This is a genomic window from Echinicola arenosa (assembly GCF_014841125.1).
Lineage (GTDB): Bacteria > Bacteroidota > Bacteroidia > Cytophagales > Cyclobacteriaceae > Echinicola > Echinicola arenosa.
The window spans coordinates 1-22,155 of sequence record NZ_JACYTQ010000009.1 but is presented as its reverse complement, the minus strand read 5'-3'; the positions used below and the strand labels follow the sequence as shown (position 1 = coordinate 22,155).

The window sequence follows — 22,155 nt, the reverse complement described above, 5'->3', positions numbered from 1 at the left end:
ATCAAGACCAAACCAACCATTATGTTTGTTTTTAAAAAAATCTTGGTATTATCTCTTTTTTGCATCTTTGTCAAAGTTGATGTATTTGCACAGACCACCAATTTGAACGCTCCCTTTTTGCATGACTATTTAAGACGGCAGCAACTGATCGGTAAATTTAATCCCAATTATTCTTTTAATATTAGACCTTTGACACCTAGTATGGAAGATTTGAAGGATGAAGAAGGTGAAAGTTCCAGTCTCTATAAGGAGCTTTACGGAGAAGAAGGAAACCAGTATTTTGCCAAAAGTAAGGGGAGTTTTAAGATGCTTCCTGAGATGTTCAAGAGCCAGTACAATTCTGATTATGCCTTTGGTGCCAATAATGGTGCATTGATTCCTAATACGGGGTTACAGGTTCTACTAAGTGCGGGAATCTATGTGAAATATGGCAGATGGAGCTTGCAGTTCCAGCCTGAAATGGTCACCGCCCAAAATCTACCTTTTCAGGGATTTCCCATGGAGCATTGGGGAAGTACTTGGGATGAATATTATGAATGGCTCAACTTCTCTGATATTGTGGAAAGGTATGGAGACTATGCCTATGTGGAATTTTTATTGGGCCAGTCCCACCTGAAATACAATTACCGTTCATTTTCATTAGGACTTTCCACCGAAAATATTTGGTGGGGGCCAGGAAGAAGGAACTCCCTTTTAATGAGCAATAATGCACCCGGTTTTCTTCATGCCAGTTTTGAAACCAGAAAAGCTGTAAAAACTAACTTGGGGTATTTTGAAGGGCAAATTATTGTAGGAAAATTAAAAAACTCTGGCTATCCACCACCAGGCGCAGATTATGTTTACAGACAAACACCCCTTTATATCCCTAAAAGAGACATGGATTGGCGATATTTGGCCGGAATCACCATCAGCTATCAACCCAAATGGTTGCCAGGTCTATCGGTAGGTTATAGTAGTGTATCTCAGATGTATCACAATGACATGGACAGCTTTGATGACTATCTTCCTATTTTCAATGGAAAAAAAAGAGATAAAGGAGTCGTGGATCCAGAAGCCAACCAAAGAAACCAGCTCAATTCAGGGTATTTTAGATGGATGAGCCATGGTGGATTGTTTGAATTTTATGGAGAATACGGCTCAAACGGAAATAGTAAAAAACTGATGGACTTTTTGGTTTATCCTGATGAAAATCGTGCTTATACTTTAGGATTTAGCAATTACATTCCATTAAAACAAGAAGATACTTTTTTGGGTGTAAACTTTGAAATTACCCAAACAGGCCAGACAGTACACGAAACCATCTTGTCAAAAAACAGCTGGTATACACATCCGTATGTGAGACATGGATATACCCATATGGGGCAAGTTTTGGGAGCTGGGAATGGACCAGGCAGCAATGTGATTTTTGCGGAGTTAAGTTGGGTTAAGAATTTTACAAAATTCGGTTTGCAAATTGAGCGAATCGTTTATAATAATGATTTTTATTACAAGCGATTTGAAGAGATCAAAGATTGGAGGAGAAAATATGTGGACTATGCCCCGGCTTTGGCCGCCGATTTTAAATGGTATAGATTTCTTATTTCCACGAAAGCCCAATATGTCAAGACCTATAATTATAAATGGTATTTGGAAAATGATCCAGATCAATATTGGGTACCGGGCTTGGACAAGAACACCTTTGTAGGGAGTTTCAGTTTAGTTTATTTATTGAAATAACTATCGTCAAAAAATACTACAGCTTTTCCAATATTTTATAAAAATAATTATTCCATTCATTTGTAAAGTTTAAAACTTTACTGTGAATTCAATTTAGATAGACGAAAGATGGAATAATGATTAAAGGAAGCCTATTGTGCTTCCTTTTTTTATGTCAAAAAATTCAAGTGAATAATTTGTTGCATTTCTGCTAATGATAGGTTTTTATTATTGCTAAATCGTTAAATTATATAAGAAATAGATTTAAACAATGTAAAAATTTTAGTGTCAGCTATTTTTTATAAAATTCATGGGGTCATTTTGCTTAAATTCTATCTCTTTATACTACAAATTGGCAAAACTGCCGAATTATCATTGACATGAAGCCCTTAAAGTCACCTAAAATAACCGCTGCCTCCCAAAGGAGGTATTCCGAAAAGGAATATCAAGACATGCCAGATGAGTCGGTATGGGAATCTTTTTGTTTAGGGAACGAAGCAACTTTTAGCTATATCTATAAAAACTTCGCTTCAGATCTTTTTTCTTACGGATTTCAGTTTTGTGGTGATTCCCATTTGGTAGAAGATTGTATGCAGAATGTATTTATCTACCTGCGCAAAAAAAGGGAAAATCTTGGGCAAGTAAAAAGTATCAAATCTTATTTGTTCAAGTGTATTCAATATGAAATTATCAAGAGACTCAAAGAAAGAGGCGTATTGGTGGATACAAATGAATACCAGTACAAGAAGGCATTTAGCATCGCGCTTTCTCCCGAAACCATCATGATTGAGTCAGAGTCCCAAGAGCAGAAACGAATGATGATCAATCAGGCACTAGACCAACTTACAAGCAGACAGCGACAGGCACTTATTTTACTTTATGAAGAGGAAATGAGTTATAGTGAAATTGCCGATATAATGGGCTTTAGTGAAGTCAAGTCAGCCAGAAAATTGGTGTATAGGGCTTTGGCAAGTTTAAAAGAGGTCATTAATCCATCATAATGCAGTCCCATGGATAACAAACAAAAATACATATTGAAGTATAAGGACTACGAGTTGGAAGACTTTTTGGGTGATGGATACTTCATTTCCTGGGTGAAAAACCCCAATGGCAACAGTAATCATTTTTGGGAAAGGTGGATAACAGAGAATGTAGACAAAAGCGAAACCGTCATGCAGGCGGCCACTATCATAAGGTCCATGACTTACAAGAATAAGCCCGAACTATCCAACAAGGCCTATGTGGAGATTTTTGAAAATGTGCTCAAATCAGAACCAGTTTCTGAAGGGAAGGGGAATGAAAAGTCCTCTCATCCTACTTCAATATGGGGGACAATTTTTGGCTTTCATAAGATAGCAGCGGCCATCTTACTTATTTTTTGCGCTTGGATTATCTTAGATACCTATGTAGTGAAAGAACCTGTAGAATTAGCCCCCCAAAAGTGGGAAGTAAGGGAGAATCCTGCTGGGATTAAGTCAACGATTAAAATGGGAGATGGCACGGTGGTCAACCTCAATTCCAACAGTAAGCTCACATTTTTAGAAAAATTCCCAGATAGTCTTAGGCTTGTCAAGTTGGAAGGAGAAGCTTTTTTTGATGTGCAAAAGGATGGTAGACCTTTTTTGGTGGATTTGGGCAAAACTCAGGTAGAAGTCATGGGAACAACCTTCAACGTAGAAAAACGGCAAGAAGGAAAGCTGTCGGTGGCATTGGTTTCAGGTAAGGTGAAAGTCAAAGATGAATTGGGCAATCAAGTAATCCTCAAACCTATGGAGATGCTCAAGATCAATGAAAAAGGAGAAGTATCCCTTACCAGTTTTGATACCACAGAAATAATCGGGTGGAAAGATAAAATTCTGCTGTTCAAAAACAGTAACAAAACAGAGATTATCCAAAAGATCAGTGACTGGTATGGGGTGGAGGTGCAGTGTGACCCAAAGATCAAGGACAATTGGGCCTACAGTGGCGAATACCATAATGAATCCTTGGAAAATGTCCTCAAAGGTATCAAGAGAACCCTCAATATAGACTATAACATCAACGGTAAAAAAGTTGATTTAATCCAAAAATAACCTAACCCTAACTAACATGAAAAATCCCAATTCGAGCTAGCAAAGAGGCAGATAGGATTCTGGGGAGAATGCTACCTGCCGCAAATGTTCCTGTCCTGAACTTTGGTCGGTGCAGACAGGAAGCTTAAGCAGTTATCACTTAAACATTTAAAACTATGCAAAAAAAAATACTGAGACAACTAATAGTGATGTCTATGAGAATATTATATGGGTTTCTCATTCAACTGGTCTTTTGCACCGTACTGCTAGCCAATACGAGTAAGGCCCAGAGGAAAACCATTGAGGATGTGACATTAGACATCCGTTTGCAAAACAGGACTTTGGATGCGGTGTTCAAAGAAGTAGAGCGCAAAACAGATTTTAGGTTTACACTAAACGAAAATGGAATCAATACCTCTCAGCGTGTGGAGGCTGACATCCATAGTGGGACCGTTTATGACCTGTTGGTTACCTTATCCAAGCAGACAGGTTTGAGCTTTACCCAGATCAATGACAATATCCATGTCAACCAAAATACCAAAAGTAAGCAAGTAGAAATCAAAGAACTGGCCGAAGTCACCATCAGCGGAAATGTGGTGGATGACACCGGACAGCCTATGCCAGGCGTGACCGTGAAAGTGGAAAGTACGGGTAGGGGAACTGTCACTGACATGGATGGCCATTATGAAATTACGGTGGAAGAAGGAGATGTATTAATCTATTCTTTTATCGGCTTTATGACCCAGCGGGTTGAAGTAGGCAATCAAAGTACCATTGACATTGAAATGCAAGAGGATACCCAAGCCTTGGAGGAGGTAGTGGTGGTCGGTTATGGTACCGTCAAGAAGAGTGACTTGACTGGCTCTGTGGTTTCCCTAAAGTCCGATGAGCAAAACCAAGGGGTCAATACCTCTGTGGACCAGTTGCTGAAAGGAAAGGCTGCAGGGGTGAATGTGGTACAAAACAGTTCTGAGCCAGGTGGTGGGATTTCCATCAGTATTCGAGGGGCCAGCTCTGTTAATGCCGGAACAGGCCCGCTTTACGTTATTGACGGTTTGCCTATTGACAATAGCGCCATGACGACCGGTGGAGGTAGCAATTATCCGGATGTTCGTACGCCTACGAACCCTTTGGCGGCGATCAATCCTAACGATATTGAGTCCATTGAAATATTAAAGGATGCTTCTGCTACTGCAATCTATGGTGCCCGTGGTGCAAATGGAGTGATCATGGTAACCACCAAGAGGGGCAAGTCAGGACAGATGAGAATCAATTATGATGGCTATGTAGGGGTGCAAAATGTGGCTAGAAGATTAGATGTCCTCAATGCAGAACAATACCAAATGGTTATGAATGGCATCATTGCCGACGGTGGAGGAATAGCGGACCAAATGGTGGATGTTATCGAGGATGGAGGGACCGATTGGCAAGATGAACTATTTCGTTCCAGTGCACCGGTGACCAACCAAAACCTATCCTTTTCTGGAGGTAATGAGAAAACCAATTATTTCGCAGCCCTCAATTATTTCAATCAGCAAGGAGTGGTAAAAAGTTCGGCCTTTGAACGGTACAGTGCTCGTTTGAACCTGGAGACCAAATTTTCTGACCGTGTGACAGTAGGGATGAATATGAATACTTCTTTTAGTGAAAATGATCAAGTACCGGCACAGTCTTTTGGCGTGAATGAAAACAATGGTTCCCTCTATGCTGCTTACAACTTTGATCCTACATTGAGTGTTTATGGGGATGATGGGCGCTACAGGATTTCGCCTTATATCTCTATTGATAATCCTTTGGCCATAGCTTATGGGAAAAATGCCATGATCGAACGTTATCGAAATATGGCGGTGGCTTATGCCAATTATAAAATACTTCCGGAGTGGTCTGTAAAAGTGAATTTCGGTACAGATGTGACCAACCAGCGAAGAGATGTTTATATTGACCGTTCAACAAAAGATGGTCTTGCCAATGGGGGAATTGCCACGATTTTGCAGGAGCGTCAATCCAATTACTTGATGGAGCTGACGACCACCTATGACAAGACTATTGATGATCATCACATTTCAGCAGTGGCAGGGGTGACTACGCAGAAATTCTCTACCGCCAATACAACCAGCCATGGTAAAAGCTTTCCATCTGATGCTACAGGAACTGATAATATTGGCTTGGGTGACCCTACCCAGTTTAATATCAATAGCTTCCGGGCAACCAACCGCTTACTCTCTTATTTAGGTAGGGTGAACTATACCTTGATGGATAAATACCTGTTTACAGGAACATTGCGAATAGATGGTTCATCCAGATTTGGGGAGAACAACAAGTTTGGTTATTTCCCTTCCGGGGCATTTGCCTGGAAAGTGAACGAAGAGCCTTTTATGCAGGATTTTGAAGCTATGAGTACCTTGAAATTCCGCGCTAGCTGGGGACAGACCGGTAATCAGGAAATTGGTAACTACCTATCGATCAGTACGTTTGTGCCGGGTCCGGACGCCGTTTTCAATGATCAAAAAGTTTCCACCACCCAGCCTGCCCGTATTCCCAATGCTGACCTGAAGTGGGAAACCACAGAGCAGTGGGATATTGGATTGGACTTTGGTCTGTTTAGAGATCGGGTTTTTGGTAGCTTAGACTATTTTAGGAAAAATACTTTTGATATGCTCCTATATTTACCTATTCCTACTTCTACAGGATATTCCAATAGGATCACAAATATTGGAAGTGTGAAAAATTCAGGTATTGAAGCGGCCATTACCTCCGTAAACTTTGACGGGGAATTTACTTGGACTACCACCCTTAATTTAGCCACTGTAAAAAATGAGGTGACCAGCCTGGGAGGAGTAGATCAGATCATCGGTGGAGGAGCCGGTTTTGCCAATCAGATTTGGATCATCAAAGAAGGTTTACCTATGTATTCCTTCTATGGCTACCAAGTAGATGGTGTTTGGCAGGAAGGTGATGACTTTGATCAAACGACCGACAATGTGGCGCCCGGAGATCTGAAGTTCCGTGATATCAATGGAGACCAAACCGTCAATGCAGATGACAGGGAGGTGCTGGGTAATTCCTTCCCGGACTTCACCTATTCCTTTGCCAATACCTTCGAATACAAAGGTTTCAGCTTATATGTTTTCTTCGAAGGGGTGCATGGAATCAGCATGTTGAACAACAACTTGGTGGACACCTATTTCCCTATCAATTTCAGGAGAAACAAGTTTGCAGAGCCTTACCTGAACCGATGGACCCCTGAAAATCCTTCTACGGTTTATCCATCTTTTGTTAATCCTACTGCCCAGGGACAAAAAGAGGTCAACTCTTATACGATTCAGGATGCCTCTTACCTGCGTTTGAACACGGTGACCTTAAACTACACAATCCCTATGTTGCAGAGCAATACCTTCCGCTCAGCACAGGTGTATGTTACGGGAACCAATTTATGGACTATTACTAATTATGACGGCGTGGACCCTGCAGTCAATCCCAATGGCAATGCAAACATCAGGATTGATTACAACGCCTATCCCACAGCGACATCGTTTTTAATGGGCGTAAAACTTGGATTTTAAAATGAAAGGGACATGAAAGCTACAAAGATCATTAGTGCATATGCAGTAACATTCTGCATGACACTCGTGTCATGTTCAAGTTTATTGGAAGAAGAAATGTTCTCGCAAATGGCTCCGGATAACTTTCTGGTGACTGAGGAAGGCTTAAAATCAGTGTTGTTTTCAGCTTATGCCGATCAATCAATAATTGGCAATAGGGGTAATTTTATTCTTCATGCAGAGGAGTGGTGTACAGATACAGAGTGGGAAACTGGCGGGGGCGCTAACCGAACAGCCTCTTTGTTTATTAATTATACTTGGGATCCATCAGTTGATCTTTTTATGAATATGTGGTCTTCCCAATATGTAGCCATTAGGAATGCTAATATCGTATTGGAAAATGTAGAAAATGCTGAAATTCCAGATGATATGAAAGCAACATTGACAGCGGACGCGATGTTCATTCGGGCAATGTGCTATGCAAGACTTTATACTTGGTTTGGACCTGTACCTCTTCGGAGGGGCACAGAGGATGAGTTGGAACTTGCTAGAGCTAGTCAAGAAGAAGTAGAGCAGTTTGTCATTTCAGAGTTAGTATCAAGTATTGCAGGGCTGCCTGACCCTGGTGAAGAAGAAAGCTATGGCAGGGCCACCAAGGGAAGCGCAAGGGCGATATTGTGCAAATTTTATCTCAATACCAAGAAGTGGCAGGAATGTGTCACGGTAGCGGATGAGTTGATGGACATGGGAGATTACGAATTGCATCCAAGCTTTGAGGAGCTATTTAAGGTTCGTAATGAAAAGAATCGTGAATTTATCTTTGTGAACGCAGCTATTCCGAATGGCCCTGGCAATGAACATATGAATGGGACTTTCCCGATTAATTTTGCTGAAGATCCCAAGTCCGGGTTGAAATTTATCAACTCATGGCGAAATTGGGCGCGCCAAGATCGCTTGTTGGATGGATTTTATGATTCGTTCGAACCTGATGATAAGCGGAGGGATTTGATTTTGACAGAATATATTGATTTCAATGGTAAAATGGTTTCTCTTTTGGGAAATAATAATACCCGATCTTTTAAATACTGGCCAGATCCAAACGGGCTCGGGAATTCGCACGGCAACGATATACCAGAGGTTCGTTATGCCGATATTTTACTATCCAAAGCAGAGGCATTGAATGAAGTCAATGGGCCTAATCAAGTATCTGTGGATCTAATAAATGAAATTAGAGAACGGGCTGGCCTTGAGGGCCTAGAACTTGCTGACTTTCCTTCACAGGAAAGTCTTAGGTTACAGATCCTCGATGAAAGGGCATGGGAATTTTATTCCGAACGAAAGCGCAGAGAGGATCTAAAACGCATGGGGTTGCTGATCCAAGATGCGAACAATAGGGGAGTTAGTGTAGCAAAACCAACCCATGCCTTATTCCCTATTCCACAAGCTGCGATGGATTCTAATCCAAAATTAGTTCAAAACGATGGTTACTGATCAAACGAATTTATTTCGAATAGGAATTTGGGTGGTTCTATCGATGATTATGATGAATGACCTCCAGGCGCAGTCTGGCTCGCCTAATATTATTTTAATATTGGCAGATGACCAAGGTTGGGGAACCACATCTATTCAAATGGACCCGGAAATAGAAGACTCCAAAAGTGACTATTTCAAAACGCCAAACTTGGAAAGATTGGCCAAAAGTAGTGTGGTGTTTTCACAAGGATATTCCGCTCATCCCAACTGCTCTCCATCAAGGGCAAGTCTTCTCACGGGAAAGAGTCCTGCCAGATTGAATATGACAGATATCATTGAACGGAATACTGGACCATTGTATGAAGGGAATTACCTCATACCTCCACAGCACGTGAACGAAATATCCAGTAAGGACTATACGATAGCAGAATGGATAAAAAAATTCAAACCTGAATACCGTGCTGCCCATTTTGGAAAGTGGCATTTGGGAAATGGAGGCCCTTCACAACACGGATTTGATACAGGGGACGGACCTACTTCCAATGCTGAAGGTGACAATAATCCGCCTTCAGACCCAAAGCGGATATACAGTACGACCGATAAGGCTAAAAGATGGATGGAGCAGCAAGTAAAGGATGGTAAGCCATTTTATCTTCAGATTTCCCACTATGCTGTTCATCTTTCCATGGATGCATCGCCAAAGGCCGAAGAAACAGTCAGTACCTGGGAAAAAGGCGAAAGGCATAATCACTCGAAGTTTGCGGCCATGACCTTGGATTTTGATAACGCTTTAGGGGATTTGCTGAATACAGTCAACGAATTGGGGATTAGAGAGAATACCTATATCATATATACCAGCGATAATGGTACTTATCCAACTTCAAATCCCAGTAATATCAATGGGCCACTTCATGGATGGAAAGCGTCCTTATGGGAAGGAGGAACACGGGTTCCATTTATGATCGATGGTCCTGGTATTTCAGCTGGACGACTGGAGCAGCAAGTGGTTGGTTATGATTTGTTCCCTACGATTTGTGAATGGCTGGGTATTCATGAACTCCCTGAAGGGTACGACGGGGGAAGTTTGGCCAATTTGCTGAACGGTAAATCGAAATCCGTAGAAAGGCCTAATGATTTTCTGGTCTTTCATTTTCCTCACTACCAATTACAGAAAGCAAGTCATCCAGCAACCTCAATTTATTGGGGTGATTATAAGATGATCAAGTTCTATGAAACTGGAACTTTTCAACTTTACGACTTGAAAAGTGATTTGAGTGAGCAGAAAAATCTTTCCTATATCTATCCGGAGATTATAGCACAAATGGATGATATGATGGAGGATTATCTGGAAAGGGTGAATGCTAAAGAGCCTGTGGTAAATGATCAATATACTGAGGATTCTGATCCAGGTAGGCTTTTTAAAGACAGGAAGCTTAGAATAATGAGAGAACCTTATTTCATTAATAAGTAAGTGAAATTTAAGACTATGAAAACTATGAAAATATTAAAATATAATTTGATAGCAGTAGGTCTGGGAATGATGAGTGCCTGTTCGGGTATGCTGGACGAGGAACTTTTCTCCCAAATGGCCCCGGAAAATTTTCTGACCACCCAAGAGGGAATCAAATCTACCTTGGATGCGGCCTACGCAGAAGGGTACCTCAATGGTTATTCGCACCATAGTGTACGTAACATCGAAGAATGGTGCACAGATATCGAATGGGAAACTGGTGGCGGTGAAAACCGGACCGCTGTGTTGATGATTGACTTTACATGGGATGCTTCTGTAGGATGGATGTATGGTGATATGTGGCTCAAGCCTTATCGGGCCATCCGAAATGCCAATGTGGTGTTGGAGAATGTGGATGCTGCGGATATCAGTGAAGATTTAAAGCGTACATATGCGTCGGAGGCCAGGTTCATTCGGGCTTTGAGTTATTATTACTTACATTCTTGGTTTGGTCCAGTACCCATAAGGCAAAGTTCTGAGGATGAATTATACTTGGCGAGACCTTCAGAAGAAGAAATTCGGCAGTTTGTCGAATCAGAATTGCTGGCGGTAATTCCAAATTTGCCTGATCCAGGGGAAGAACAGGCCTATGGCCGGGTGACCAATGGTGGTGCCAGAGCACTTTTGACTAAGTTTTATTTGAATACCAAACAGTGGCAAAAGGCAGCAGACATGGCACAGGAAGTTATGGATATGGGGAATTACAGCCTTTATCCTGATTATGCCATGCTTTTTAGGGTACAGAATGAAAGGAATAATGAGTTTATTCTAGCCTATCCCCAGACCCCTCAGGTGCCTGGCAATAATTACATCAATGGCGCTTTCCCTGATGGCTTTGCCAGTGACCCTGAAACAGGGTTGACCTTTCAGAATTCATGGAGAAACTGGGCTGCCCAGTACAGGCTCTATGATCGTTTTTACAATTCTTTCGAAGCAGGAGACAAGAGAATGGACCTGATCATCGATAGTTATGTCAACGGTCAGGGAAATACAGTTTCCTTGTTGAACAATAACAACACCCGATCATTTAAGTATTGGCCAGATCCTAATGGTTTGGGCAATGAGCATGGAAATGACGTGCCGGGGGTACGCTATGCTGATATCCTGCTGAGCAGGGCAGAAGCACTGAATGAGCTGAACGGCCCCAACCAAGAATCTATTGACTTGATCAATATGGTCAGGGAAAGGGCAGATGTGGCCCCTCTGAACCTGATAGATTTTGGTACAACGGAGGCCTTAAGAAATCATTTGCTCAATGAGCGGGCATGGGAATTTTATACAGAAGGCAAAAGGAGGGAAGACCAGATCAGGCTGGGTACTTTTGTTTCCTCCGCTCAAGAGCGGGGCGTCAGCAATGCCAAGGCCACCCATGTGCTTTTTCCCATTCCTCAGGCAGCTTTGGATGCCAATCCGAATTTGATTCAAAATGAGGGATATTAGGAAGTAAAAGTAGCTAGATTACAGTATCAAGAATTGCATATCAAGGTGCTTGAAATCTAAGTGAGGAGATTTGAATCCATGGTGCCGAAATTGAAGGGTGCCGTGGATTCGACTTCTTCAAAAGGTTACTAACTGACTATCGGAACATATTTGACGGAAAAGTTATAAAATGTGCTTTTAAAATAGTACTAGGTAAACCATAGTTTTTCGAACTTCGAAAAGATAGAAAACAGGAAGTTTTTACAGAGTTCCCCATCTTGAATTTATAAAACCGTAACCCTAAATGACCATAAAAACCAACCAAAGCAGGCTTGTTTATTTCCGTGCCCAGATGATGGCAATGCTCTTACTTTTTTTCAGATTGACCTTTACTTTAGAACTCAAGGCTCAAGAAAAACCCAATATGATTGTGTACTTATCGGATGACCTGGGCTACCTTGATGTATCAGTCTATGGTGCCGAAGTGGTCAAGACACCTGTATTGGAGAAGCTGAGTAAAGAAGGAATGACCTTTAACAACGCTTTTGTGGCATCACCTTCCTGCGCTCCCAGTCGGGCAGCTTTGCTCACAGGTTTGATGCCTGCAAGAAATGGCGCTGAAGTGAACCATGCTTTTCCCAACCCGGATATCCCTTATTTGATCGGACAATTGAAATCCAATGGGTATTCGATATTTGCTTTTGGAAAAGTGGCCCATTACGGGGGAAATGAAAAATGTGGTTTTGATTTTCACCATGACGAGCAGGTTAACCTTTACCAAAACATCAGTCAGTATTTTGACTCTACCCAAGTGGAGGGGCCGGTTTGTGTTTTTGTGGGAGACAGGCGACCGCATGTTTGGTGGACAGAGGAAATGGATTATTCCCCAAATGAAGTGGATTTACCTCCTTATTTTATTGATACCAAAGCAACCCGGGAACATCGGGCTAGGTACTATACCGATGTAAGTGGAATGGATAATGAAATGGGACAGGTCTTGGAATACCTGGATAAGATGCTTGGGGAGAATATCTTCACCCTTTTTACCAGTGATCACGGGGCCCAGTGGCCATTTGCAAAGTGGAACCTCTATGATGCCGGAATCCGAACGCCTTTGATCGTGAAATGGCCGGGAGTGGTTGAGCCGGGAAGCGAAACAGATGCCATGGTCAGTTGGGTAGATATCCTGCCGACCATGCTGGATATTTCAGGTTCTGACATCCCAAATGACTTGGACGGAAAACCATTTACAGAAGTGCTGAAGGGCAATACTCACCAATTCAGGGATTTTATTTATACCACGCACAGCGGAGATGGTAACTTCAATGTTTATCCCATCAGAAGCATTCGGGACAAGCGCTATAAGTTGATCATTAACCTGGTTCCGGATGCCCTGCATACCAATCATTCCGATATTTTGAGGAAAGACGGAGCTGGCGCTTATTGGGACAGTTGGGATGAAGAGGCTGCCCACAATCCACTGGCAGCGGCCATTGTTCAAAGGTATTTTGTCCGGCCGGAAATGGAGTTTTATGACCTGGCCAATGACCCCAATGAACAGTACAATCTTGCTGATGATGCCAAGTACCAAGCTATAATTGGTAAGATGGAAAGCCAATTGAAAAGCTGGATGGAGGAGCAAGGGGACCAGGAAAAAGTCTACCTTAAACCTTACCCGGCTAATGGGCCTAAACCTAATGCCAGCACAATTGACAAAAGAAAAAATGGTCAGTAAGAAAAATATACTTTTGGCCTTGATAAGCTATTTGATGACAGTGCCTGTTTTTGGACAGCAGGATAAAAAGGCTGCCTTTAAAGCACATGATCAGGCGATTTACCTCAAAGATGGTTGGATTCGGGACCCTTATATCCTACTGGATAAAGATGGTTATTATTATTTGACTGGAACCACTCCTTTACCCAATGATCCCAGAGAAACCACAGAGCCTTATAATACGGGTTTGGATGCCCAAAATATGGAACTCTTTGGCACGCCCAGTATTGTGGGGCATAAAGTCAGGGTTTGGAGAAGCAAGGATCTTTTTGACTGGGAATACCTAGGAGAGCCATTTGATTTGGCCGAAGGGTATTGGGCGAAAAAAATGCCGGATAAATTGAATGAAAAGCCTGCTAGCGATTGGCGTTTGTGGGCTCCGGAACTGTACCATGTTGACGGCAAATGGATCTATGTTCACACCTCTCCAGATCCCGTTCAAGGTGGAGCCAATTTGGCCATTTCCAAAGGGGATGAGATGTCCGGGCCTTTTACCTTTCCTATGGGAGATGATATGCGGAATAAACATGATCCAAGTTTGTTCAGAGATGATGACGGTACATGGTATTTGCTATGGGGAAATACGTTTATTGCACCGATCAAACCTGGTTTTAAAGGATTGGCGGCCGAACCCAAACGCATTGATCCTGCCAACAGGGTGATTGGCCATGAAGGTGCTACCCTAAGGAAAATAGGTGACAAATATGTGCATTTTGGCACGGCCTGGTCTACTGATAGAATGCGGAAAGGTTCCTATAATCTCTACTACTGTACTTCAGACGATATCACTGGGCCTTATGGGCCAAGAAAGTTTGTTGGTCGGTTTTTAGGACATGGTACTCCTTTTCAGGACAAAGAAGGGAGATGGTGGTGCACGGCTTTTTATAATGGAAATGTCCCTCCAGTAGACCATGAAGGAATTCAGCAGCATGATTTGGGAGAAACCGCCCAGACCATCAATGAGCAGGGGACAACCATTGTGCCTTTGGAGGTGAAAGTGATGGGTAATGGAGAGATTTATATCCGTGCCCTTGACCCAGACTATGCCATGCCGGGGCCTGATGAAGCACAGTCTTTTGAGAAGAAATAATTTAAAAACCATATTGAGTAAATAGAATGAAAAGTACTAAAAACAGGAATGTAACTTTCTTGGCTTGTTGGACAATGCTGGCCTTGCTGTGCTTTGTAGCTAGTCCAGTACAAGCCCAACAGGAAAAACCGAATATCCTTTTAATCCTGGTGGATGACCTTAAACCCAATTTGGGTGTTTATGGTGATGAACATGCTATCAGTCCCAATATCGATGAATTGGCGAATAGCGGAATGCGTTTTGACCAAGCTTATTGTAACCAAGCGGTTTGCGTGTCTTCTAGGTACAATTTGATTTTGGGATCGAGGTCTACCAGCACTGGGCTGTATAATTTTGGAAAGGAATTTAGGGATGTGATACCTGATGCCGTGACCATGCCCCAGTACTTTAGATCTGCAGGTTATACGGCAGAATCCATGGGGAAGGTATTCCATATAGGTCATGGCAACACCAATGATGAAGCTTCTTGGAGCATTCCACATTGGAAGGAAAAAGTGATCGAATATGTGGATCCAGAAAGTACTCAAGGCCAGTTGACCAGGGAAGAGGCATATTTTGAAAATACCCCGATGTATATCAAAGATACTCCCCCTAATCATGAATTGCCAAGAGGAGCTGCTTGGGAAAGTCCTGATGTCACTGATGAGGCCTATGCAGATGGCCGGGTAGCGCGCCACGCCATAGACCGTTTGCGTTACCACAAGAGCCATGATGACCAACCATTCTTTATGGCCGTTGGTTTTGCCCGTCCACACCTTCCTTTCAGTGTGCCCAAAAAATACTGGGACCTGTATGATCCTGAAACCTTGCCATTGGCGGACTACGAAAAAAGTCCTGAAAATGCGCCAGAGTTTGCCATGAAACATGGTGGGGAGATCAACCAGTTTTTTCCCATTCCCACCCAGCAGCAATTGTTTGAAAAGGATTTGCAGCGGAAGTTGGTTCATGGCTATTATGCCAGTCTAAGTTATATGGATGCACAGGTAGGAAAGGTGCTCAGGGAATTGGAAAGGTTAGAATTGGATGAAAATACGATTGTAGTGCTTTGGGGAGATCATGGTTGGCATTTAGGAGATCATGGCATCTGGACCAAGCATACCAACTACGAACAGGCCAATAGAATTCCTATCATTTTCAGGGCTCCAGGAGTAACTTCCCCTAATGGCAGCACCAAACAGTTTGCTGAAACGGTGGATATCTTCCCGACTTTGGCAGCACTGGCAGGTTTGGATAGACCAGATGTACCACAACCCATAGATGGAACCAACCTGGTACCGAGTTTAAAAGATGGAGGGAAAATCATCAAGGACCATGCATACCACGCCTTTAACAGAGGAGGGTATTTAGGGGAAGCCATCCGAACCGATCGGTATAGGATGGTGAGATGGACCCATATGAGGGATAAAAATAAAGCGGTGGAATATGAGTTGTATGATTATCTGGATGACCCTCAGGAAACCAGGAATATTGCAGCAGATCAAGCAGCCATTGTCAAAGAATTGGAAGCCAAACTCGATCAATATCCAAAAGCGATTGGACTACCTTAAATGATGAATTCATGAAATTTTCCGCAGATAGCTCTGATGATTGCAGAAGTCGTTTTGCTACCAATTCCATCAGCGAAAATCTTTGAGAACAATATGAGAATAGACCGTTATTACCGCTTTGTGCTGGTAAGTTAAAGTCATTCAACTTTAAAGGGTATTATTGCAGGGAGGTCGACACAGCTGCGGGGCGGCGGTGGCCTTGTGGGAAGAAGCTTTAGCTGTGTCTTGATTTTTCTTTGCTTCGTTTCTTTTCATCTAAGGAAAAGAAATGAAGAGTAAAGCCTTGGAAATAAGTTTAACTACTAGAAAAACCATTTCCAATAGCCAATATTTAAAATACTGTTTCAAAACAATAGACTCTGTCAAAATTTACAAATAGCAAAAGAGGTCATATTAATAGTCTATGATAACCACCATGAAAAAAAACAGGATAAGTTATTGCCTATTAGGCTTGATGGTACTACACTTTAGTTGTGGGGAAAGTAAAACCGAAGAAACTATTCAAGAGAAAAAGCCCAATATCGTCCTGATCATGTCGGATGATATGGGCTATTCTGATTTGGGCTGTTATGGCGGAGAGATCCAAACGCCCAATCTCGATAAATTGGCCAAGAACGGCCTTCGGTTTACCCAGTTTTATAATACAGCCAGGTGTTGTCCGACCCGTGCCTCCCTGATGACCGGGCTTCATCCGCATCAGACAGGCATTGGCCATATGACCAATCCACCTTTGAGTGACCACCATGATTATGACATGCCAGGCTATAGGGGATTTTTAAGTCAAAATACCATGACACTTGCAGAACTGCTTAAGTCGGCAGGCTACCGCACCTTAATGGCAGGGAAGTGGCATTTGGGGATGAGTGAGGAAAACATGTGGCCTTTACAAAGAGGCTTTGACCAATATTATGGGATCCTGGCAGGAGCAAGCAATTATTTTAAACCGGAATACCCCCGCGGAATTACGGCCCAAAACGATACTATTTCGATTACCGACCCAGACTATTACACGACAGATGCCTTTACTGATCAAGCGATACAATTTATTGGCGATACAGAAGGAGATGAAGAAGCCCCATTTTTTCTGTATTTGGCCTATAATTCACCCCATTGGCCCATTCAGGCTCCGAAGGAGGATATTGACAAATACAGAGATCGCTACAAAAATGGTTGGGGAGCCTTGCGGGCAGAGCGCTATGCCAATATGAAAGCGCTGGGTTTGATCAATGAGGAGTGGCCCTTGTCCCCTCAGGACTCTAAAGATTGGGAGAGTCTAAGTGAAGAGAAAAAAGAGGAGATGGCCCTCAGAATGGCGATTTATGCAGCCCAAGTGGATCGTATGGATCAGAACATCGGCAAATTGGTGGATTATCTGGAATCCAAGGGAGAACTGGACAATACTTTGATCCTTTTTATGGATGACAATGGCGCCTGTGCGGAAGGAGGTCCTATGGGAGGAGGTCCTGCGGAGCAACTGGAAACCAAGGAAGGTTATTTTCTAACCTATGGCCAATCCTGGGCGAATGCCTCCAATACGCCTTTTAAAGAATACAAGCACTGGATCCATGAGGGAGGAATTTCCTCCCCTTTGATTGTCCATTGGCCGGACGGGATGGAAGAAGGCCATAAAGGAAGTTTGGTGAACCAGTATGGTTACTTGCCGGATATCATGAGCACTTTGGTGGACTTGACTGGAGCCAATTATCCTTCTGAGAAAAACGGACAGGCATTGCCTGAGCTTGTCGGGGAAAGCCTGTTGCCCCTGATCAGTGGAAACCAAGAGATGAGCCGCCAGAAGCCACTGTTTTGGGAGCATGAAGGCAATAAGGCCGTTCGGGATGGAAAGTACAAGTTGGTCATGAAATGGAACAATAATGCCCCCCAAAAGTGGGAACTCTACGATATGGAAAAGGACCGGACAGAGCTCCATGATTTGGCTGTCGAGATGCCAGAAAAGGTTTTGGAAATGACTACTTTATGGGAAAACTGGGCGAAGAGTCATCAGGTAGAACCTTGGGATAAGGTGCAGGCTGTATTGAAGCATAAAAATTAGTAAGAGGAAAACAGTAGCAAGTATTGAGTCGGGAGGAAATCGTTATCTCGTATTGTCCCAGCAGTTGTACTACGAGGCTTCTAAAACTACGCCTTTGGCTCAATTGTCCTTCATTGAGCCAAAGGCGTAGTTTTAATCCAACGGGGGAACAGCCCTCGGTAGGGAGCCTCTATCTAAAACTCATTACTCCTGACCCACGACTCAAGACTTCAAACTACTTCACTCCCAATGTCCTTTGAAGATTCAGCCAATACTTTTTCCGGCGGCTCATATAGGGGGTAACTTTTGGGTTGTAGGGATAGTGACGTTCTTGGGGGATATTGTTGATCAGCAGGGCGATCAAGAGCAGGATCAGTGCTCCTGTGAAGACTGGGCTAAAAACATAGAGATAGCCCAATGCTTTGATTTTTGAAGTGCCAATCACGGCAATCAGGGCGGTGGCTCCTCCCGGAGGATGGAGGGCCTTTAAGATTTGCATCACGATGATGGACAGGGAAACGGCCAAAGCACAGGTAAGCCAAAAAATATCCAAATGGCCTATGGTTTTTAAAACACTGACTCCCACAAAGGCGCTAACAGTATGGCCCAGGATCAGGTTTCTGGGCTGAGCCAAAGGGCTGTTGGTGGCACCATAGACCAACACGGCAGAGGCGCCAAAAGAGCCGATCAGAAAAACATTTTCCAACTGGGAAAGATGATGCAGTTCCGATTGGACAAAGGCAATCATCCCAATGCCCAGAAAGCCTCCAATAAAAGTCCAAAGGTGATCAATGGGGTCTAGTATGGTTTGTTTGTAAACCACATATTTGGCTTTCCGGTATCCTCTGCTCAGCTTTTCCAATTTTGGTCTTTTGGTTTGAGCCACAAAAGTAAGAAAGCCTTTTGAAAAGTCTACTGGTTTTGTAGGGAATAATTAATATATACCATAGGAGCTAGTATAGAGTGGGGAGTATTGAGACAGGTTTAAGTTGTCCCGACAGTTGCACTGCGGGAAAACTAATACCGACCCTGTGGCTCGATCAAAATAATAATGCTTAAACTCCTGTTTTGTCCCGTAAGGCGTAGCGCCCAGAAGAACCTATCTCCAAAACTCAATACTACATACTCCCAAATTCCAACTAACCACCGGACAATTCATCAAAAAAATAACCATTTAGAAACCTTTACCGTCTATTTTTACTTATAAATCATAATGACGATTTTTGGAATAAATAGCCTAACCCATTTAGACTTTGAAAAAAATACTATTAGTAGAAGATGATACCAATGTCAGTGCCTTTATCAATAAGGGCTTGACAGAGTCCGGTTATGATGTGACCGTGGCCATGGATGGCAGTGTGGGCCTGGACTTGGCGCTTTCCAAGAGCTTTAACCTGATCATCTTGGACATCATGCTGCCTTCTAAGAATGGGCTGGATGTCTGCAAGGAAATCAGGACCAATGTGATTGATACGCCCATCTTATTTTTGACTGCGCTGGGCAGCACCGAAAATGTCGTGCTGGGCCTGGACTCGGGAGCTGATGATTACCTGGCCAAGCCTTTTAAATTTATGGAGTTGCAGGCCAGGGTAAGGACTTTGCTGAGAAGGTCCGGCCTGAAAAATGACGCAGGAGAAGACACGGAAGGAGAAGAGATTTTTAAATTTTCTGATTTGTTGATCAATGACGATACCAAGACCGTGACCCGGGCTGGCTTTGACATTTCCCTGACGTCCACCGAATACCGCTTGCTCCTGATGCTGGTCAAAAACCAAAGAAAGGTGCTTTCCCGGGTGGATATTTTGGAAGAAGTGTGGGGGATAGACTTTGATATGGGCACCAATGTGGTGGATGTTTATATCAATTACCTCCGGAAAAAACTTGAAAAATATGGGGGCAGCCGTTTGATCCAAACGGTGATCGGTATGGGCTACGTTTTAAAAGAAGGAGAATGAAAATACAGAACAAGATCATCTATGTACTGATCATCATCTTTGTCAGTTATACCTTGCTGTTCAGCGCTTTTATTTATTATTCCATTTCCAATTATGCCTTTACGGACTTTTACAAGCGGCTGGAGATCAGGGCGATTACCACGGCCAAGTCCCAGCTCGACCATGAGAGTGACGGGAATATTCTCCAGGAGCTGAGGCAGGAATACTTGGAGAAATTGCAGGATGAGGAAATCAGGATTTTTCCTTTGGAGGACAACCAGGAGATTCCGTCCGACAGTGAGCTGTACAGGTACAAGGCCAGCTTTGTGGAGAAGGTACTGGAAGAGGGAAAGGCCAACTATAATGACAAAAAGACCTTTTACTATGGAACGGTCTATACGGCCGTCACGGGAGATTCCTACTTGGTAGTGATTTCGGCAGAGAACTACTTTATCACCCACCATGTGCTTTACCTGAGGAACCTGCTCTTTACTTCCCTGGCCATTGCTTCGATCATCATCTTTATTGTATCCTTTTTGTTTTCCAGAAAGATCATCCAGCCTATCAATGATATTATCGAGAAGGTAAAAGAGATCAGCTCCGACAACCTGCACCTGAGGTTACCGGTCAACCGGGAAAATGACGATACCGTAAGCATGCTGACCCAGACCTTCAATGATATGCTGAACAGGCTGGAAACTTCCTTTGAGACACAAAAGAACTTTATCAGCAATGCCTCCCATGAGCTGAATACCCCGCTGACCTCCATTATTGGGGAGGCCGATGTGACCTTAAGCAAGATTCGTAAACCTGAAGAATACATCAACTCCCTGCAGACCATTTTGGAGGAAGCCGAAAAACTGAACAAAAAAACCAAGGCCCTCTTGCTGCTGGCCCAAACGGGCTTTGATGGCAAGGGGCAGAAATTCAATAAACTGCGGATCGATCAGCTGATCCTGGATGTCAAGGACACTGCCGAAAAGATCAACCCGGGCAGCAAGATTTGTCTGGACTTCAGTTTGTTGCCGGAAAACCCAGAATTGCTAAAAATCAATGCCAATGAAGCCCTAATGCACCTGGCCCTGACCAATATTGTTCTTAATGGCTGCAAGTATTCCGATAACCAAGCCGTCAATGTGGCACTTGGCGTGGCTAATAAAAAGATCATTATGATCGTAAAGGACCGGGGCATCGGCATTCCGGAAAACGAGCTGAAGTTTATCTATGATCCCTACTTCCGGGCCTCCAATACCAAAAACTACGAAGGCTACGGCATCGGCCTGCCCTTGGCGAGGAATATCATTAAAATCCATAAGGGAGAACTCCTGGTTTCCTCCGCCGAAAATGAAGGCACCACCGTACAGATCACCCTGGATGTGTTCGGCAGCAAAGCAGAGTAAGGTTTAATCTTGTTTCTATTTGATTTATAGTGGACTCCAAAATGGGTTTTATTGGAATAACTTTACCCTTATAATCAGTCCCTACTGGCTTACTTTTTTCTACAAGAAAGAGTAATCAAACCTGCTGGCCGTCGGCAGGAAACCCCGCCGCTACGCCGCGGCACACAGGTGCGCATCTACCGAGCTATTCCCGCTGACTCGGAAAGCTCACTTTTTCACAATAGCCTGTCCCGATAGCGGGAGAAATGCGAAGCATAGATAAAGACCATCAGAGACAAATGTTCCTGAATAAAAAGCAGGAAAGCTATATGATAAGCCAAAGCCTATGGTTATGGGGTCAGGTGCAGAAAAGAGAATAGCCAAAATCTAAAATCAAACCTATTAAAGTAAATAAATTTCAACAGGTAAAAAATACCTTAATCATGGTATTTTATTTTTTAACGAATTCCTTAATTTTAATAGATATATCCGATTGCAAATGCTTACAAATATTTAAGAATGGGATAAATGGCCTTAACCCAAAATAGAAGGCCTTTTAAGGAAAGTAAAATATAAATAGTGTATGCGCAATGCGTTTAGCCACTCGTTGAACAAAACCTCCTACGTCGGTAGTTGTTTGATTTTTAAAGCTTTAATAGGTTTAATATCAGTTGCTTACACTAAATTCATTCCATGTTTTATCATTAAT

At 43.0% G+C, this 22,155-nt stretch carries 14 protein-coding genes; 13 read left to right on the top strand and 1 reads right to left on the bottom strand.

Going from position 1 to position 22,155, the window contains the following annotated elements; translation table 11 throughout:
• The first annotated feature begins 21 nt into the window (after nt 1-21).
• From IFO69_RS19195 to IFO69_RS19145, 11 genes are all read left to right on the top strand, one after another.
• On the top strand, nt 22-1,716 hold the full coding sequence (locus tag IFO69_RS19195; protein WP_192011762.1) for a capsule assembly Wzi family protein: 1,695 nt from the start codon (nt 22-24) through the stop codon (nt 1,714-1,716).
• A gap of 359 nt (nt 1,717-2,075) precedes the next feature.
• Nucleotides 2,076-2,696: an RNA polymerase sigma factor gene (locus IFO69_RS19190; RefSeq protein ID WP_192011761.1), complete on the top strand. Its 621-nt coding sequence runs from the start codon at nt 2,076-2,078 to the stop codon at nt 2,694-2,696.
• 9 nt (nt 2,697-2,705) lie between these two features.
• A complete protein-coding gene (locus IFO69_RS19185) occupies nt 2,706-3,767 on the top strand; it encodes a FecR family protein (protein WP_192011760.1) in 1,062 nt (353 codons plus the stop codon).
• 155 nt (nt 3,768-3,922) lie between these two features.
• Complete coding sequence (locus IFO69_RS19180; protein WP_192011759.1) at nt 3,923-7,309, top strand: SusC/RagA family TonB-linked outer membrane protein; 3,387 nt, start codon at nt 3,923-3,925, stop codon at nt 7,307-7,309.
• 12 nt (nt 7,310-7,321) lie between these two features.
• Nucleotides 7,322-8,779 (top strand): RagB/SusD family nutrient uptake outer membrane protein, encoded by a 1,458-nt coding sequence (locus tag IFO69_RS19175; RefSeq protein ID WP_192011758.1) that lies wholly within the window; start codon nt 7,322-7,324, stop codon nt 8,777-8,779.
• A 49-nt stretch (nt 8,780-8,828) separates the two neighbouring features.
• The gene (locus IFO69_RS19170; RefSeq protein ID WP_192011757.1) at nt 8,829-10,232 is read left to right on the top strand and encodes a sulfatase; all 1,404 of its coding nucleotides are present in this window, start codon (nt 8,829-8,831) and stop codon (nt 10,230-10,232) included.
• Between the two features lie 24 nt (nt 10,233-10,256).
• The gene (locus IFO69_RS19165; RefSeq protein ID WP_225444224.1) at nt 10,257-11,711 is read left to right on the top strand and encodes a RagB/SusD family nutrient uptake outer membrane protein; all 1,455 of its coding nucleotides are present in this window, start codon (nt 10,257-10,259) and stop codon (nt 11,709-11,711) included.
• Nucleotides 11,712-11,994: 283 nt separating this feature from the next.
• Nucleotides 11,995-13,425 carry a sulfatase family protein gene (locus tag IFO69_RS19160; protein WP_192011755.1) on the top strand — a complete coding sequence of 477 codons (1,431 nt, stop codon included), beginning with the start codon at nt 11,995-11,997 and terminating at the stop codon, nt 13,423-13,425.
• The gene (locus IFO69_RS19155) at nt 13,388-14,554 is read left to right on the top strand and encodes a family 43 glycosylhydrolase (protein WP_225444223.1); all 1,167 of its coding nucleotides are present in this window, start codon (nt 13,388-13,390) and stop codon (nt 14,552-14,554) included. Before IFO69_RS19160 ends, IFO69_RS19155 begins: the two co-directional genes overlap by 38 nt.
• 26 nt (nt 14,555-14,580) lie before the next feature.
• On the top strand, nt 14,581-16,101 hold the full coding sequence (locus IFO69_RS19150) for a sulfatase (protein ID WP_225444222.1): 1,521 nt from the start codon (nt 14,581-14,583) through the stop codon (nt 16,099-16,101).
• Nucleotides 16,102-16,516: 415 nt separating this feature from the next.
• Nucleotides 16,517-18,154, top strand: coding sequence for an arylsulfatase (locus IFO69_RS19145; RefSeq protein WP_225444221.1), 1,638 nt, complete (start codon nt 16,517-16,519; stop codon nt 18,152-18,154).
• A gap of 214 nt (nt 18,155-18,368) precedes the next feature.
• Here IFO69_RS19145 and IFO69_RS19140 read toward each other — a convergent pair whose 3' ends face one another.
• The gene (locus tag IFO69_RS19140; protein ID WP_317173489.1) at nt 18,369-19,019 is read right to left on the bottom strand and encodes an HPP family protein; all 651 of its coding nucleotides are present in this window, start codon (nt 19,017-19,019) and stop codon (nt 18,369-18,371) included.
• A gap of 367 nt (nt 19,020-19,386) precedes the next feature.
• Here IFO69_RS19140 and IFO69_RS19135 point away from each other — a divergent pair, with 367 nt between their 5' ends.
• Entirely contained in the window at nt 19,387-20,088 is a 702-nt protein-coding gene (locus IFO69_RS19135; protein WP_192011754.1) for a response regulator transcription factor, read from the top strand.
• Entirely contained in the window at nt 20,085-21,467 is a 1,383-nt protein-coding gene (locus IFO69_RS19130) for a sensor histidine kinase (RefSeq protein ID WP_192011753.1), read from the top strand. Before IFO69_RS19135 ends, IFO69_RS19130 begins: the two co-directional genes overlap by 4 nt.
• Nucleotides 21,468-22,155 lie beyond the last annotated feature (688 nt).

Excerpts from the sequence above, each read along its gene's own strand:
- IFO69_RS19170 (WP_192011757.1), top strand. The coding sequence starts at position 8,829 with ATGATGAATGACCTCCAGGCGCAGTCTGGCTCGCCTAATATTATTTTA.
- IFO69_RS19190 (WP_192011761.1), top strand. The coding sequence starts at position 2,076 with ATGAAGCCCTTAAAGTCACCTAAAATAACCGCTGCCTCCCAAAGGAGG.
- IFO69_RS19185 (WP_192011760.1), top strand. The coding sequence starts at position 2,706 with ATGGATAACAAACAAAAATACATATTGAAGTATAAGGACTACGAGTTG.
- IFO69_RS19160 (WP_192011755.1), top strand. The coding sequence starts at position 11,995 with ATGACCATAAAAACCAACCAAAGCAGGCTTGTTTATTTCCGTGCCCAG.
- IFO69_RS19195 (WP_192011762.1), top strand. The coding sequence starts at position 22 with ATGTTTGTTTTTAAAAAAATCTTGGTATTATCTCTTTTTTGCATCTTT.
- IFO69_RS19150 (WP_225444222.1), top strand. The coding sequence starts at position 14,581 with ATGAAAAGTACTAAAAACAGGAATGTAACTTTCTTGGCTTGTTGGACA.
- IFO69_RS19155 (WP_225444223.1), top strand. The coding sequence starts at position 13,388 with ATGCCAGCACAATTGACAAAAGAAAAAATGGTCAGTAAGAAAAATATA.
- IFO69_RS19180 (WP_192011759.1), top strand. The coding sequence starts at position 3,923 with ATGCAAAAAAAAATACTGAGACAACTAATAGTGATGTCTATGAGAATA.
- IFO69_RS19130 (WP_192011753.1), top strand. The coding sequence starts at position 20,085 with ATGAAAATACAGAACAAGATCATCTATGTACTGATCATCATCTTTGTC.
- IFO69_RS19175 (WP_192011758.1), top strand. The coding sequence starts at position 7,322 with ATGAAAGCTACAAAGATCATTAGTGCATATGCAGTAACATTCTGCATG.
- IFO69_RS19145 (WP_225444221.1), top strand. The coding sequence starts at position 16,517 with ATGAAAAAAAACAGGATAAGTTATTGCCTATTAGGCTTGATGGTACTA.
- IFO69_RS19165 (WP_225444224.1), top strand. The coding sequence starts at position 10,257 with ATGAAAATATTAAAATATAATTTGATAGCAGTAGGTCTGGGAATGATG.